The following is a 16,459-nucleotide window of genomic DNA, read 5'->3' as shown; positions in this document are numbered from 1 at the left end:
GATTTTTATGTTGAGTTTTTACTCTAGATCTTTGCTACCGGGGTTACGAGAAGGATCGCTATTTAGAAAACCAAATACAAAAAGGCTAACAAAAAATATGACGGTGATATAAACCACGATTTTGAGCGTGAGCATGAATGAGAATCTCCCAATGAAATGAAAAATAGAGATTGATATAGCAAATCTCATTCTATCGGAAAACTAGAATTAAACCTATCGAAACTCGACTCAGAACTTTATTTGCTAATTGCCTACCCTCTACCTATGGCGCAATCGGCAATTGTCTGCTCATCAGTTGGTTACGCTCAATACATAGTGCGGCTTGGCTAGCTAGCGATCGCAAGACACAAACTTCCCAATCTGAGTAGGACTGCGTAACTTTGTTCACATTTTTATCGGTTATGAGAATATCAGGCTTAACTTTACGATTAATTAACTGCATGACCCCAATCACGTTTCCCGTTGAACCTTGCATGGGCACAACCACAACCGAACGCGTAATGTACTCAATATCGCGATCCATGGCTTGGTAGTGCTGATAGGAAACATGAGATGGGATGTTTTTGACATCTGGTAAGTTTAAAACTTCTCCCGTAATTGCCACATATCCAACCAAACTTTCAGGACTCATGGGCATCGCAAAATTTGTCAGCGATCGCTGTGGTTGTGAGTCATTCTGAGAAACCTCAAAGCAAATACTATCAACTGAATCAGTGCGATCGATCAAATAAATACTGCCAGCATCGCTACAAGTGATTTCACGGCTTTTAGACAATATCAAACTCAATAGCTCTTTCAAATCTTTGATGCTTGAAAGTGCAAGTCCAACTTCTAACAGTTGCACGATTAAAGAGATTTTCTCTAGCTCTTGAGTTTCAAGCTCCTCAAGTTTTTGCTTGATTTGGCTGCACTCTAGCTGCGATAAAAGTAGTTGCTCGGCCAATTGCTGATTCTGAATTTTTAGGGATTCTAGATTATCTTCAAGCTCGTTTGGGTTAATCATAGACAGGCAACAGATAATTTTCGTAGCTTAGTTTCTAGTCTATCAGCACTGCACGATAGCATCAGCTCGCAGGTTTGGGTCAATGCAAAAAGTGCTCCTAGGACTAGACTAGGAACACTTTTTTTCATCTGAATGTAATGAAAGGTGAAAGACTATTGTGCTTCACTTTCAGACAAAGCATAGCCACCAGATCCAAAGTCCTGACCGTAGCCTTCTTCACCATGTACGGTAACATCCAAGCCTTGGGTTTCAGTTTCGGGTTTAACACGTAGATCGCCAAATACGAGCTTTAAGACAAAGAGAATAATCGCTGTGCCAACAGCAGCAAAGACATAGGTTGCAGCAACGCCATAAAACTGAACTAAGATTTGTCCAGCATTACCATCAATGAGTCCAAGATTCATGGGTTGTTTTGTTGCTGGGTCAATAATTTGGTTGACAGCTTTTGTAGCAAAAACACCAGTGAGTAATGCTCCAATAGTTCCACCTACGCCGTGAACGGGATAGGTATCTAGGGAGTCATCAAATTGCAACTTTGCGCGAAGATTTACCGCAATAAAGCAGCAAACAGCCGTGATTGAGCCAATTAAGATGCCACCAATTGGTGTGACAAACCCAGCAGCGGGTGTAATGCCTACAAGACCTGCGAGGAAACCACTGGCAATACCTACTGCTGTGGGCTTGCCTCTAAATACCCATTCAACCAGCATCCAAGTTAGACCACCAGCCGATGTTGCAACCATGGTTGCAACAAAAGCTACAGTTGCCAAGGAACCAGCAGACAAAGCACTACCAGCATTAAACCCAAACCAACCAAACCACAGCATTCCAATCCCTAATAAAACAAAGGGTACGTTGTGAGGGATATGAGGGGTCGTTGTATAGTTTTTGCGGGGACCAATCATCCATGCGGCAACAACAGCAGAAACACCTGAGCTAATGTGAACAACAGTTCCACCGGCAAAGTCTAAAGCACCCATGGCATTGAGCCAGCCTTTGCCCCAGACCCAGTGAGCCAAAGGAGGATAAATTAGAGAAGACCAAAGCAGCATAAACCAAAAGTAGGCTTTGAAAGAAATGCGCTCGACGATCGCTCCCGATATCAGAGCAGGCGTGATTACGGCGAACATCATTTGGTACACCATAAAAACTTGGTGAGGAATTGTTGCAGCATAGCCAATTGGATCGGCTGCATCTGCTGTAACTTTATTCAAGGCTAACCACTCAAAGCCACCAATGAATTTTTGAATACCGTCACCAAAGCCACTAGGTCCAAGTGTGACATCAAAGGCAAGGCTATAGCCAAACAACGTCCAAGTTACACCGACCATCGCTAAGAGCAAGAAGCTCATCATCATGGTGTTGAGAACGTTGCGCGATCGCACCAAACCTCCATAAAAGAAGGCTAGACCAGGGGTCATAAACAAAACTAACGCAGATGCTACCAGCATAAAAGCGGTATCACCGTTGTTAGCAGCCCATGGTGGAGCGGGGGCAGGAGCTGGCGCAGGGGTTTGCGCCAACGCACTCCCTACGAATGGGAGAATCAGCATACACAATGTGATTACCCCGGAAATTAAAAGCTTTCTTAGCACTTTAGTTTTTACCTCACAAACCCTAGGAATTGATCTACATAAGAATTGCATTTGACTATCTATCTATCAGAAAACCAATTCTGTATCTCTAGACACTTAATGAATATCCTGCCTTTACACCGAGAAATACGTTAAGCCAGACATATATGCGGTAAAACAACAGATTCCAATCGGACAAATTGTGCATAATATTGCGACAAAATATCGAGCAGAAAATTTTTAAGCTTCTAAAGTCAAGGAATAAACAACCTTGAAGAAATTAGTCAGGCTTAGTCAAATGTGCAATTAAACTTACTAGATCTCACCAGACCAAGGGTGATGACTTTGTATCAGATGCTACATCTTTGTCTGAGCGCAATAAATAAAGCATTTTGGCTTATAAGTTTCACACTTCAATTTGTCGAGCCACTACAGATAAAAAACATTGAAGCTTGACTTTAGCTCGGTCAAAGTTCAGTACTGTTTAAACGTTTATTGCCAATAAACATGCCAAAGAGTCTATCTACTTCAGGCAAAAATCAGTAGTGTTTTGAAAAATTAAATTATTTTAAAAACTGACAATAAAATCGATTGAAATTGCCACAAATCAAGATTAGATTTTCTCCTATAGGGCGGATGTTCAAAAAAGCGATGTTAGCGCTTTTTTGAACATCTTAATAAAATCATAAAAACATAGTTTCTCAGAGGATATAGCATTCCTAGTTAATTTGCATTTGAATAATATGCTTCGACTCAGGGCGATAGCGTTTACTGCCCACCCCTCAGCACCTGCGGGTTGAACCTAGTGATGTGCTGAGCTTGTTGAAGTATCGAAACCCAAGCCTCACAAACGATTTAGGATTGCTATATACAAGGTTGGCTTTGTTTTAGATTTTGTTCTAGATTGCGATCGCATTCCAAAATTTTAATTTTTGAGCGATCTCAAACTGGTGTTTTCCTCATCCTCATATTCATCTTCGGCATCATCTTGTAGATCGTCGATTGGATAAACATCAGGCCATACAGATGCACCATGCTCGTAAACATCAATGCCAACGCGATCGGCTTCTGGATTCACGCGTAAAAGCCCCAACATTTTGAGCGTGCCGAACATCAAAAAGGCAAAGGCAGAAGTAAATGCAACGATCGCAACTAAGCCGCCTAACTGTACACCCAGTAGATCGAACCCACCACCCAGCAGCAACCCAGATTTTTGATTTAAGGTTAATCTCGGATCGCCAAGAAAGCCGATCGCAATGATTCCAAACGATCCGCAGCAGCCATGAACGGCAAAAGCACCGACTGGATCGTCAATTTCAAACCATTCGACCACATCTACTGCCACAATTACGATTACCCCAGCGATCGCGCCAATCAGCACTGCTGCCCAGGGCATTAAAAATGCGCAACCACCTGTAATCGCCACCAAGCCTGCAAGGGAACCATTCAGCGCGCAAAATAAGTGCCACTGTTTGAAGCGGATGTAGACATAAATCAGAGCTGTCATGGCTCCTGCTGCTGCTGCCAAGGATGTGTTAATGGTTACGAGGCTAACCAAACCAGGGTTGCTCATGGTTAAAGCAGAGCCTGGATTAAAGCCATACCAACCAAACCAGAGAATCATCGTGCCAATCGTTGCATAGCCTAAATTGTGAGCGGGAGGCATCTGTCCCCACACGCGATTAGCACGAGGCCCGAGCATAATTGCCCCCACAAGTGCGGTAAAGCCACCCACAGCATGGACAACCGAGCTACCCGCAAAGTCATGGTAGTAGAGCTTGTCTAGCCAACCACCGCTATTCCAAGCCCAGTGCACGATAATGGGGTAGCTAAATGCGCCCATCACAGTACTGTAGATCAAGTCACCAATAAAGTCTGTTCGCTCCGCCATCGAGCCTGTGGTGATCGTACTTGCCGTGGCAGCAAAGGCAAATTGGAAGAAAAACAGCGTGAAAGTGCTGATCTGGACGCTGGAACCACCCGCGCCCATGGCGTAAGTTAACGTACCATCGGAAGCCGTTGAGATCGCTTGGCTGAGAAAGAAATTATCTGTGCCATAAAATCCATTGGCACTCGTACCAAATGCGATCGCAAACCCAGTTGCCCACCAGCCTAAGATCGTTGTTGCTGCATCAATAAAGTTTTCGATCAGGGTATTTACAACACCTGTTTGACGCACTAAGCCTGCTTCTAGCATGGCAAAGCCACACTGCATAAAAAATACTAAAAAACCAGATATCAGCACCCATGTGGTGTCAATGGACACCTTCATGTCTGTGGTGGTCTTGGTCAAAGAGTCAATCGTCGCTGGATCTGCGGCATGAACGACAGTCGGCGCGAATACTGCAAAGATCATGGAGCCAATGCTCAGTGCCAGCAGTTTTGGTAAGTGCCGTTTTTTCTTTGTGATGGCTGGTTTCATTACTAGTGAAGAATGAGTAGGAATTGAAATGTTAGAAGGTGATGGCGCAAGCTTAAGCGATCGCCGCAACAAAATTTATCAGTACGATAAACTACCCCCTTTAAGATCAGACCAAACTTGGGTATTTATCTTTGTGTTAGTCGATACAGGGACAAAGATTCAGCATTAAGCACTAACCTCGAATATTCAACAGATCGTATTTCATCAGTCGGGGGGATGCTGTTGATATACGCAAAAAAGTTCGAGATAAGCATGAGCTGTTGCATTATTCGGATCGAACCAACGGGCTAACAAAAGCTCTTCAAATGCTTCTGCTTTTCTATATATTCCTTCCTTTACGTGATAAATCAAGCTTAGAATCCACAGGTCAAGCTTTAAAGTATTTGCAGAAAGACTATTTTGAATAACGCGATGCCACTTCATCCAAAAAACTAGCAGCGTTAATCCTTCATCGCGATCCATGCCTGAGACAAGTTTCTTCTCTATACGCCAAGTTATTTGAATTGCTCTAATTTGGCATAAAATTGTCTGAGCGACCCAAGCGCGCATATAGCCGCCCCAAAAGGGTAAACAAATGTATAGAAGTAAGAGCGAGATGGCAGGTTTCTATCCCATTTGACCTCATTCATTTCCTAACTACCTTGAGTCCTCAATGGAGAAGATATTAGGGCGCGTAAGATCTGTTTGTGCTAGCGTAAATCCTAAATATTCCTTGCTTTTAAATGCTAGCTAGAGAGATTGCGGACTGAGGAAGAAGGTAGGTTGAGATAGTTAAGGCTTTCTATGGTTTCCAAGGCGGCATCTCGAATTGCGGGAACTGACTCGCGGCTGAGAAGTAGATGGCAATAGTCCGCGATCGCGCGTTCTTGACTGAGTGGAAAGCGTTTTTGTTGGACGCATTGAGCGAGTTGACGTACGGCTATAAGTCGTTCTAAATCGTCCGTTGAAGTGATGCGAGAAATAAGCTGGTCGATGCTGGTTTGTTGTTTCTGTACCCAGCGATCGATGACTTGCTGTGCCAGTAAGAGTAGTACAGCAAAAGTGGCGGTTAACTGTAAGATTTCGGCTGAGGCTAACCAGTGGTCGGGAACACTGCTCCAAATTCCCAATAACGTATAGGTAAAAAATACGGTAGAGGCTCCTGTGGCGACTGCAAGGGAGAGACGACGATAGGGGCTGCGCCAAAGCTTCTGAAGGCGGGGTAGGAGCCCATGCCATTCCCAGTCTTGCAAGATATAGATCAGGCTCATCACCATGACACCAGCCATGGTTGCCATCACCAGTTGCCAATTCCAAAACAGCATGATCAGCAACACAACGGCTACCAATGCCCACATTGGAAAATCTTGCTTGCGTCTGAGGCTATGACTGAGCGATCGCATAAATTGCTGCGATGTTGAAGCTGTTTCTTGAGCGCGATCTCGAAAATCTCTAACCACTTTCTTACCTAGCTAATATCCCTAGCAATGACCTAAAGATAAACAGAATGATGAATGATTACCTGTGGATATATTCTAACGGCTTCATGGGCAAAATCTCAGGCAATTTTTTTACCTAGCAGGGCGTTTCCGTAGATTTTGCAGGCTGAGTAGTGCTACCCCAAGGGTCACAATCAATACCCCCACCACCTGTAAGGGCTGGATCTTATCTGCCAAGATCGCAAACGCCAAAAATGTCGTAAATGCAGGACCACTAGCACTGACAATCGAAGCCTGTGACGCCCCCATCAGTTTTGTACCAAAGCTGGTCAATAAATAACCACTCAGCGTCGTCAGCGCGATCAAGAAACACATGCCTAAAAGCGAACCATCAAAAGAGATGGAGGACGAGATGAATGGCAAGGTCAAGGTGCAGAGCAGTAAAACGATACTAAAGTTAATCGTTGTAAAGGAAACAGGGTTGAGTTGTTTAAAACAAGCTTGAGAGGCAACGATATAACCCGCAAATGTAATTCCTGATAGCACTGCATAAAGTATGCCAATCGGATTTAAATTAGGTTGTACTCCAACAAGCACATCTTTTGCGGTTAAAACTGCGCCGAAATAAACAATCCCAATCACAACCCATCTTGCCCGCGTGGGGCGATCTCCAAACAAAAGCCAAGCCAATAGCACGGTTACGGTTGGGAAAATGAAAAATAGCGTTACAGCAATTCCGGGCTTCATCAAGCCGATCGCTAGATAGATGAAAGCAAATGAGGTGAATTGCAATACCGCACTAATTACAACTCGCCAAAATAAAGGTCGCCGATTGGGAGCTAAGGCTTGCTGAATGTCTCTTTTGACATTCACCCTAAATACTTGGGTTGCTACCAGCCACATTAAAGGCGTGGCAAACATCATTCTCAAAAACAGCAGCATAAAGGAACTAGAAATGCTGGGCTTGATTAAGCCACCAAAATGAAAAGCGCCAAAAATGTCTGATGGTGAAAGGACAACTTTGACGAATACATTTTGCAAAGACAGGATCACCGAGGCTGCTAACACCAAAAAGAATCCTTGCCACCAATCATCGCTTAGAAGTTTCTTGGGTTGTGCAACAGTTGTGGCTAGGTTTTGATTGCCATAGATCGGCGGAAGTTTAGCAGAGCTAGCCGAACTATAGGAACCATTACCATTGGTTTTGACGCTGGTTTTGACATCGGTTCTTATTTCTGCGATATCACTTCTAGCAGCAGTTTCAGCATTCACCCCATTCATGCCATTGCTATAACTATTGGGGCTAGGGGAGCTGCGAAGCTGCTCGTTGAGTCTCTCTACCAAAGCCGCCAGCATTAACTCTCCTTGCTGCCTTTGGCTATACATCCGACCCATTTGTTGATCTAGCTCTTTTTGGTAGCTGTCAACATCGCTTTGGAGTGCTTGAAACGTTGCTCTGAGCGAACTATCTAGATTCGTGATTAAGCGATCGACGTTTTGCGAATATTGATTTAACGGCCCAGAGTTAGACGTATAGGTGTCGGCTTTGAGGTGAACCGCGATCGCTCTTGCCAGTTGCTCGATCCATTGTTGGCGCTGAATCTCCTGTTGGTTGAGTCCTTGCTGAGACACGATCTGCACCTCAAGCTCATTTCTCTGCGCTTGCAGGCGTTGAATGTCATCGGTGAGGGCATTTTTTTGGGCTTGCAAGATCAAGATTTCGCGGCTGAGCCGTCCAATCAGGTTTGCCCGCAGATCCGCAAGGTCTTTTGTGATCCCGTTTAGGGTCTGCTCGTAGTTACTATTTTGGATATTGAGTTTATCCATATGTTTGAGAAATCCCCTCGCAACTACGCCATCTTGAGTAAGCAGGCAAGAGTTTACAGCTTTTATAGTTAATTTGCGAGATTTATAGCACCAATTTGGTTGTTTGGATTACTTCGATCGTAATTTTGTTCGATATTTTGTTCGATAAAATCTGACAAACCGCGATCGCTTAGATGATTTGGTGAGTTTTGCGATTCATAGAGCATCAAGCCATACTCTAGCCCTTCCACCAAGGCCTTACAGGAGGCGGCAATGATATTGGTGGAGACGCCTACGGTCGTCCATCGCCGATCGCCATTGCTAGATTCAATCAGCACGCGGGTTTTGGCATCTGTTCCCGCATTGCTATTGAGAATCCGTACCTTGTAGTCGGTCAGATAAAACTGGGCGATCGCTGGGTAAAACTTCACCAAGGATTTGCGTAAAGCCGCATCTAGCGCTGATACTGGCCCATTGCCTTCCGAAGCTGTTAATTTTTCTTGCCCCTTTACCATCACTTTTACCGTGGCAAGGGAATCGACCTCACCGTGGCGATCGCTATGGCGGGCGGCATCGCTATGAATTTGAAAACTAAGCACGCTAAAGAAATGAGGTCGTTGGGCGATCGCATCGCGCATTAATAGCTCGAAACTTGCCTCTGCTGCCTCAAATTGGTAGCCCAGTTGTTCTAGGTCTTTAATTTTTTGGAGAATTTGGCGACAGGTCGGATCGTCTTTTTGTAAGGGTATGCCACAGGCTTTGGCTTTAGACAGGATATTACTTAGTCCTGCTTGCTCGGAAATCACAATTCGACGGCTATTGCCAACCTGCTCGGGGGCAATATGTTCGTAGGTGAGCGGATTGCGCTGCACTGCGCTTACGTGAATGCCACCCTTATGGGCAAATGCTGACAAACCTACAAAGGGCGCATGCTCGTCGGGGGCGAGGTTAACAATTTCACTAACTTGGCGAGACACCTCAGATAGTTGGGTTAGCTGTTCGTCCGTGATGCATTGCCAGCCCATTTTTAGCTGTAAATTGGGGATTAGCGTGCAGAGATTGGCATTGCCGCAGCGCTCGCCATAACCATTAATTGTCCCTTGGATCATGGTTACGCCCTGCTGCACGGCAGCTAGGGCATTTGCCACCGCTAGCCCTGAGTCATTGTGGGTATGAATCCCCAACTTTGGCATTATCCCTTTAGAATCTCGATCGCCCCTTTCTGACAACCAATTCCCAACCTGTTTCACAATGGTTTCGATTTCGCTGGGCAATGTGCCGCCGTTGGTATCGCAAAAAACCAGCCACTCAGCCCCAGCCGCGATCGCTGCCTCTAGGGTACGAAGCGCATATTCGGGATTTTGCTTATAGCCGTCAAACCAATGTTCGGCATCGTAAATAATATGGCGATCGCGGCTGCGCAGATAGGTGATCGTGTCGGTAATCATTGCCAAATTTTCATCAAGGGTAGTGCGCAAGCCCTCGGTAACATGCAGATCCCAAGACTTCCCAAATACGGTTACCAAGCGCGTACCCGATGCCACAATCGGCACGAGCATCGCGTCCTCGTTGGCTTTCGCTCCTGGTCTGCGCGTCGAACAAAAGGCAACCAATTCGGCATTCATCAAGGGCTCTGCTTGAATCCGCCGAAAAAACTCGCCATCTTTAGGATTTGCCCCAGGCCAACCACCTTCAATAAAGGCTACCCCTAAGCGATCGAGCTTACGGGCAATTCTGACTTTATCCTCAATTGATAGGGATAACCCTTCTCGCTGCGCTCCATCTCGTAGCGTCGTGTCGTAAATTTGCAGTTTGGCGGGTTGGAGGTTAGGTTGGCAATCTTTCATGTCTATCCACCTTTAGCGACCTAATAACTTTACGATGCCGATGCCCCCAAAGTAGAGCATCCCCACAGCCCCAGCCAGCAAACTTTGGGTCATGGGATCGGTGGATGGCGTTAACACTGCGCCTAGGACCACTGCGCCAAGCACGACGAACCGCCAACCCGCCAACATTTTTTTAGAGGAAACAATTCCTGTAATTGCCAGCAACGCCTGCACGATCGGGATCTGAAATGCCAAACCCGTACTAAATAGCAGCAGCAGCACAAATTCAAAATAGCGATCGATCGACCAGAGTTGCTCCACTACATCCCCGCCATAGCTAATAAAGAAATTGAGGGCAGCGGGAATCAAAGCTACATAGGCAAACACAATGCCAGCCACAAACAGAATGCTGGAACCAAAGACGATTGGGGCAACGAGCCGCTTTTCTTTTTTGGTGAGTCCGGGTAGGACAAACCGCACGATTTGGTACAAAATCATGGGACTAGCCACCAAGATGCCACTGTAGCCAGCTACCTTAATCGATACAAAAAAGTATTCTCCGGGCGATAGCTGGAGAAATTTGACACCATGGGCGGGAATTTCGAGCAGATAGACAATTTTGTTGACGATCGCAAAGCAACCAATAACCCCAACGATTACCGCCGCGATCGCGTAGAAAATTCGGGTTCGCAGTTCTTCAAGGTGATCGAATAGCGACATCTCTACGTCATCGATCGCCTCATCAATTACCTCATCCGTTGCCTCATCAAGCACCTCATCCTCAGATGTTGGCGCTTGGCTGGGGGGTTCTAGCGTGGTGTCAGTAGTAGGAATTGACATGAAAACCTAAAGCTTAGTTCTTAAGTTCTTGATAAATATCAATTCAATCCTAGCAGGCATTAGATTTTGATGCCTTTCTTAAAAGCTTTCCTAAATATTTAAAACTATTCCTTAAGGAGGATAAAGTTTGCGAAATATTAACTTTGTGAATCAAAAGTGAGCTTGAAAATTTTGTTTGTGGTAGTTTAAATTTCATGGCAGGAATACTTGCTATAGCCACAGGGTAGATTCATAAATTTTTTTGTACGGGAACCTTAACTGAGAATGGGCAGTCAAGGTGGCTTTATGAATGATTTCCTGTTGCTATATTTCTGGTTTTTGGACGTTCTATCAATCTTTTCTTTGTCAGCTTTACCTCTCTTGTGTTGAGTATGTAGAGCGTCGTTTGTTTTGTGTTGCTTTTGTGTTGCTGAAGTGGCAAGCAACTTCTCTTTGGGACTCTGTGTTGCTCATCCAAAGCCCAAATATTATTAGGAGAGGTAAAAATGCTATCTAAAAAACTATGGTTGGTTGTGATCGCGGGTAGTGGCGCAATGTCAGTTTGTGGTTCTTATTACGTTTCAGATGCGATCGCGCAGATTGCCACAATTGGTCAACCAACGGGTAATAATACACCTCTTTCCCAGCAAGCCTTGGGAGAGATGCAACAAAACAATTCTTCCGTTTTAAGTGGAAGCATGAATTTCTTCCAACTTGGAGGAGATAAACTCACGATTCCCGCCATCGATGGAATCACAAATCTGCTAAATTGGCAGTCACCACAAGACAACCCCAATCCTACCAACACATTTAGTCAAACCGTTCAAGATTTTAAGCTACAACAACGCCAAAAACTTGGAGTTTCCAATCCAATTCTCGAATCTGCGCAGCCACTCTCCGATCAGGCATCCGTCAAGCAGATGCTAATGAAACGTTAAGTCTGATTCATCTTTTGTGGTGAATTGCGCGATCGCTTGCCTTTAGCTACATAGCTTACTCGACCAATCTTGGTGCCCCCGTTCTGGCTGGCACTTGGTCTGCATGCCCACCCAAACAATGCGCCATAATTGATTCTCTTGCCTGATCAGTTCGACTCGATAGCGAAATCCATTCACGGAGTCATCTGCTAGACCTGTGCGTGTAAATACTGCGATCGCGCGATCGAAACGAGGGTATTTAATTTCAAGAATTTCTTCACCTCCACCCCCTTCTCCTGCTTCAGCACTACCTAAAGCTTCTATCACGATCGCGCCGGGCTTTTTACCAATCTTGACTTGAATGTAATTAAGATCTATGGGAGTAAAATCTTTCCTTTCATAGCCTAGATTGTTCTGGGCAATTTGCAGAGGATTCGATCTCAAGGATGGAGATGGATTGGCAAAAGCCCCATCGCCGCCAGAAATCGTCCATACCAGTCCAACCAAAAAAGCGATCGTAGCGTAATGGCAGCGAGAGGCCTGAGATAGATCGTGATTTGTTCTCTCTAGTTCTTTCTCGCGATCTCTTGAGGACAGGGAAAAAGCATTTTGAGCATTGAGAGGATTAAATTGAAGGAGTTGAATCATGTTCGGTTTTACATTTCCATTCAATGGTTTGACTGCGAGACTAGAAAAGATGTTCCATTAAACGACTCATGGTTCACAGGATGGGTAAATTTACCGTAAACTTTGTACCCTGACCTACAACGCTTTCAACTTCTATTTGCCCTCCATGGGCATCGACAAATTGTTTGACAATGACTAATCCTATTCCAGTTCCCTTAATATCTCCAACATTGGCAGCTCTCTGAAACATTTGAAACATTTCAGATAAATACTCGGGTGGAATTCCAATACCTGGATCCTCTACTTGCAGACTGAGTTGCTCTTGATTGCGATCGAGGGTTAAGCGAATCACACCACCTTGAGGAGAATACTTAACTGCATTGGATAAGAGATTGATAACGATATGCCTGAGCAGTTTAGGGTCGAATGTTGCGGAGGGAGTCGTTAAGTGGCTCTCTAGCACAAGGCTTGTATGCTTTGGGCTGATCAGTTTCACTTCCTCAATCAGCTCTTCACAAAAGCTGATAATGTTTAAGGGCTCTGGTTGGCATTGAATATGACTGTAGTTGTTTTGACTAAGGACAATTAACTCATCTAACAAAATCGTCATATTTTGAATTGCCGCTTGAATTCGCAAAAAACATTTAGATCTTCTAGCTTCTGATATCTGCTGATAGTGGAATTTTAGGATATCAGAGGATAGTTGAACTGTTGCTAATTGAGCGCGTAACTCATGGGCAACAGTTCCAGTATATAAGGTATGAAGGTCAAGGAGTCCTTGAGCTTGCTGTTGCAAAGCTCCATCCATAATACGTTTTTCGGCATGATGTCGAGCAAGTGCCATCTTGATCGTGGCATTAATGTCGTTCGCTTTAATTGGTTTAAGAATGTATCCGTAGGGTTCCGTTGATGCCGTTCGCCTTAGGGTGGCATCATCCCCAAAGGCAGTCAAATAAACGATAGGAATTTGAAAACGCGATTGGATCTCTTTAGCTGCCTCAATCCCGTCTATACTTCCCTTGAGGTTAATGTCCATGAGAATTAGATCGGGGCGCGTTGCCTCAACTTGGGCGATCGCTTCAGTGCCTGACTCAACTGTACCAATGACACAATAGCCGAGCGATGACAAGATATCCTCAATGTCTAATGCAATAATACTTTCATCTTCAACAATTAATACTTTAGGCAAGGACATCAATATTTACCATTTACCTGCATGTTTCAACCTTGCTAGATTCGAGTACGGTAGTCAAGACCTTTAAACATAACCTGAAATTTAGTGCCAGTAGTATAGTCCCATGTTGTTACTCCCTCTAGCTGTCTAGCTAGCTTTCTAATTAGCATGAGCCCAAGTGATTGAGTTGTAAGCGTATCGAGGTCGTCAGGCAGTCCGACACCATTATCGCTGACAGATAAAATCAGGCGGTCTGGATCGAATCGAGTTAGCTCAACTCTAATTTTCCCCGATCTTTGGTTTGGGAAAGCATGTTTAAACGAATTAGAAATCAGCTCATTCACGATCAACCCACAGGGCATGGCTGTTTCAATGTTAACAGTTATGGGCGCAAGCTTTAAGCGCAGTTTGACTTTTTCAGCACGATCTGAGTAAGTCACAGCAAGGCGGTTTGCCAAGTTCTGAATATATTCATCTAAGCCAATCTGAGATAGATCTTTAGCCTGATAAAGTTGCTCGTGAATCAAGGCAATCGAAAGGATTCGTTCTTGGCAGTCTGTCAAAGCATCAATGCTTTGGCGATCGGATAAACGCCGAGATTGAATAGACAACAAGCTAGAAATTACCTGCAAGTTATTCTTGACCCGATGGTGCACTTCTTTAAGTAAAACTTCTTTTTCTTGTAACGATCGCTGAATTTGCTTTTCAACTTTCTTGCGATCGGTAATGTCTCGAATTGCCGCGATATAGGCTGGTGAGCTATCCCACTCTATTTTTACCATCTGCATTTCGCCGACTCCGCGTTTTTGGTTGGCGCGAACGATTTCCACCTCTGTGGGGTGACGAAATTGCTCTGGCATCTCTAGGTAAGAATCAACCAAACCTTGGGGCTGGAGCCCAAACAGTTTTTCTGCTGAGGGGTTCGCAAAAATAATATGCCCATTTTCTTCGGCGATAATAATGCCATCGGAAATGTTACTCACAATTGTTTGCAAGCGGTTTTCACTCACGCGCATGGCGGCTTCAGATTTTTTGCGATCGCTAATATCTGTAGAGATTCCACAGATTGCGTAGGGAATGCCGCGATCGTCCATGAGGGGGAACTTGACCGTAAAGTAGGTGTGGAGTCCGTCTGCCTGAGGAACAACCTCCTCAACTTCACTGGGTTGTCTTGATTTGATAATGCCAATGTAACTATCGATAAAAGCTGAGGCAATCTCTGGTTGCCAAATATCTGCAACATTCTTGCCAATCACTTCGTGGTTTGCTCTTGCGACCAATCGCTCGTAGCTACGGTTGACTAACATATACTTGCCTTGCCAATCTACGACAAAGATGGAAGAAGGTGAGTTATCTAAAATTGCTTGTAGGAGTTGTTGCGCTTTCCGTAGTTCAAATTCAGCTTGTTTGCGCTTCGTAATATCGTGAGAAATACAGACGCTGCCACCATCGGCTAACAAGGTGAGAGATAACTCATGGGGAAACCCTGTGCCATCTTTACAAGTTCCTGTGAGTTCGCCATTCCAATAACCGATCTCAAGGGCAGAAGGCATTACGTGGGATTCAATGAAATTAACAATGGCAGCGTTGTAGAGATTTAGCCAATTTTTGCCAAGTAATTCATCAGCGCGATCGTATCCAAAGATATGGGCATGAGCTTGGTTTAAATAGGTATATTCTCCACGGGAATTCATAATCGCAATACCATCCGCAGAAGTCTCCATTGCCGCTAACTGTTTTTTGAGGGTTAATTCGGTGGTTTTGCGTGTAATTGCCACAGAGATATAGGTCGTGATGGTTTTTGCTAGTTGAATTTCCTCATCGGCAAATTGGTGGGGGGAATCGTAGTAAACAGAAATTCTACCCAGATTTTTCCCTTGGTAGCGCATTGGAAAGGAAGCGATCGCTTTTATTCCTTCCCTTTCTCTAATTACAGCCAATTCTTCAGTTTCCTCTCGATCTTCTAGATCGGGAATAATCAATGTCCCTGTATCTTGGTTCTCATTAATAGAGACAAAGTAATCTTCAACAGCGCTGGTATAGCCTTTACTCAATCCTAAGGAGCATTGATAACGACTAATTCCGTCATTATCAGGTATTAGTAAAGCGACTCGTTCTATTTTTAGGGTATCTCGAATTCCTTCTAATGCAACTTTGTAGATATCTTGTAAAGTCTCTGTTTGGTTGAGTGCAGAGACCATGCGGTAGAGACCTTTAAGCCTTTCTAACTGAAGATTGAGGGCAGCTTCAGTTTGCTGACGTTCGGCAATTTCTTCCAGTAAGCGTTGGTTTAACTGGGTTAAATCCTGCGTGCGGAGTTCGACACGTTCCTCTAACTTAACGTTGAGTTGCTGTAAATCTAACAATTTGCTTTGAGGTTCATTGGTAGCAAAGGGTAAGAGACTATGGGCAAAAAAATCAGCGGCGCGATCGATAAACTGCAAACTATCTCGATCGCCTGAGCAGTTTTTCCAATTATGATGAAGCGATCGCTTATGAATATGATTAAGCTTAGTAATATCTAGACCTGCTTCGATCGCGAGACAACCGATTTGATAAGCACTCTCTAAGGAAAATGCCCGATCGTCTGAGAGATAAGCTGACATAGCTGTATCGTACTGTTCGCAAATCTCGTCAAAGGTTCTCTGTCTAAGCATCATACTTTTTGACTCGCTTAGTTGCTTTAATTGCTTTTGGGCAACTACGTTATAACTATCTTAATTGAAATTACTATAAATTCAGAGGAATTTTAGTTTAAATGTCTTATTTACTGTTTAAATATCACTTTTCTATAACCTAAACTGACATACTTTATCAGTAATAGACTTGTTTGGAAATAATAGATAATAACAAAACAGTTAGAAGGCGAGATG

General features: G+C 44.3%; 14 protein-coding genes. 2 read left to right on the top strand and 12 right to left on the bottom strand.

Annotated elements, in window-relative coordinates; translation table 11 throughout:
* Window positions 1–18: 18 nt before the first annotated feature.
* The 4 genes from V2H45_RS02645 to V2H45_RS02630 all read right to left on the bottom strand — a co-directional run bounded on the left by V2H45_RS02645 (window position 19) and on the right by V2H45_RS02630 (window position 4,999).
* Entirely contained in the window at window positions 19–135 is a 117-nt protein-coding gene (locus V2H45_RS02645; RefSeq protein ID WP_330482060.1) for a photosystem II reaction center protein I, read from the bottom strand.
* 127 nt (window positions 136–262) lie between these two features.
* Window positions 263–1,003 carry a GAF domain-containing protein gene (locus V2H45_RS02640; RefSeq protein ID WP_330482059.1) on the bottom strand — a complete coding sequence of 247 codons (741 nt, stop codon included), beginning with the start codon at window positions 1,001–1,003 and terminating at the stop codon, window positions 263–265.
* A gap of 152 nt (window positions 1,004–1,155) precedes the next feature.
* Window positions 1,156–2,556 carry an ammonium transporter gene (locus V2H45_RS02635; protein WP_330482058.1) on the bottom strand — a complete coding sequence of 467 codons (1,401 nt, stop codon included), beginning with the start codon at window positions 2,554–2,556 and terminating at the stop codon, window positions 1,156–1,158.
* Window positions 2,557–3,502: 946 nt separating this feature from the next.
* Window positions 3,503–4,999 carry an ammonium transporter gene (locus V2H45_RS02630; protein WP_330482057.1) on the bottom strand — a complete coding sequence of 499 codons (1,497 nt, stop codon included), beginning with the start codon at window positions 4,997–4,999 and terminating at the stop codon, window positions 3,503–3,505.
* Window positions 5,000–5,027: 28 nt separating this feature from the next.
* Between V2H45_RS02630 and V2H45_RS02625 the strand changes: the two genes are divergently transcribed.
* Entirely contained in the window at window positions 5,028–5,168 is a 141-nt protein-coding gene (locus V2H45_RS02625) for a hypothetical protein (protein ID WP_330482056.1), read from the top strand.
* Between the two features lie 35 nt (window positions 5,169–5,203).
* Here the strand turns inward: V2H45_RS02625 and V2H45_RS02620 are convergent, their stop codons facing one another.
* The 5 genes from V2H45_RS02620 to tatC form a co-directional block, all read right to left on the bottom strand.
* Entirely contained in the window at window positions 5,204–5,548 is a 345-nt protein-coding gene (locus V2H45_RS02620; protein ID WP_330482055.1) for a hypothetical protein, read from the bottom strand.
* A 176-nt stretch (window positions 5,549–5,724) separates the two neighbouring features.
* The gene (locus tag V2H45_RS02615; protein WP_330482054.1) at window positions 5,725–6,438 is read right to left on the bottom strand and encodes a hypothetical protein; all 714 of its coding nucleotides are present in this window, start codon (window positions 6,436–6,438) and stop codon (window positions 5,725–5,727) included.
* Between the two features lie 111 nt (window positions 6,439–6,549).
* Window positions 6,550–8,244, bottom strand: coding sequence for an EamA family transporter (locus V2H45_RS02610; RefSeq protein ID WP_330482053.1), 1,695 nt, complete (start codon window positions 8,242–8,244; stop codon window positions 6,550–6,552).
* A gap of 68 nt (window positions 8,245–8,312) precedes the next feature.
* Window positions 8,313–10,070 (bottom strand): citramalate synthase, encoded by a 1,758-nt coding sequence (cimA, locus tag V2H45_RS02605; RefSeq protein WP_330482052.1) that lies wholly within the window; start codon window positions 10,068–10,070, stop codon window positions 8,313–8,315.
* A gap of 12 nt (window positions 10,071–10,082) precedes the next feature.
* Window positions 10,083–10,889 (bottom strand): twin-arginine translocase subunit TatC, encoded by an 807-nt coding sequence (tatC, locus tag V2H45_RS02600; RefSeq protein WP_330482051.1) that lies wholly within the window; start codon window positions 10,887–10,889, stop codon window positions 10,083–10,085.
* Between the two features lie 485 nt (window positions 10,890–11,374).
* Here tatC and V2H45_RS02595 point away from each other — a divergent pair, with 485 nt between their 5' ends.
* Window positions 11,375–11,806 (top strand): hypothetical protein, encoded by a 432-nt coding sequence (locus V2H45_RS02595; RefSeq protein ID WP_330482050.1) that lies wholly within the window; start codon window positions 11,375–11,377, stop codon window positions 11,804–11,806.
* A 42-nt stretch (window positions 11,807–11,848) separates the two neighbouring features.
* On the opposite strand, the gene V2H45_RS02590 is transcribed toward V2H45_RS02595, so the two are convergent.
* The 3 genes from V2H45_RS02590 to V2H45_RS02580 form a co-directional block, all read right to left on the bottom strand.
* On the bottom strand, window positions 11,849–12,433 hold the full coding sequence (locus V2H45_RS02590) for a hypothetical protein (RefSeq protein WP_330482049.1): 585 nt from the start codon (window positions 12,431–12,433) through the stop codon (window positions 11,849–11,851).
* Window positions 12,434–12,506: 73 nt separating this feature from the next.
* On the bottom strand, window positions 12,507–13,607 hold the full coding sequence (locus tag V2H45_RS02585; RefSeq protein WP_330482048.1) for a hybrid sensor histidine kinase/response regulator: 1,101 nt from the start codon (window positions 13,605–13,607) through the stop codon (window positions 12,507–12,509).
* Window positions 13,608–13,642: 35 nt separating this feature from the next.
* Window positions 13,643–16,246, bottom strand: a complete 2,604-nt coding sequence (locus V2H45_RS02580; protein WP_330482047.1) for a PAS domain S-box protein — start codon at window positions 16,244–16,246, stop codon at window positions 13,643–13,645.
* Window positions 16,247–16,459 lie beyond the last annotated feature (213 nt).

Source organism: Tumidithrix elongata BACA0141, from assembly GCF_036349135.1.
GTDB classification, from domain to species: domain Bacteria; phylum Cyanobacteriota; class Cyanobacteriia; order Pseudanabaenales; family Pseudanabaenaceae; genus Tumidithrix; species Tumidithrix elongata.
The sequence above is the reverse complement of the archived record's forward strand: the minus strand, read 5'-3'. Positions and strand labels throughout refer to the sequence as shown.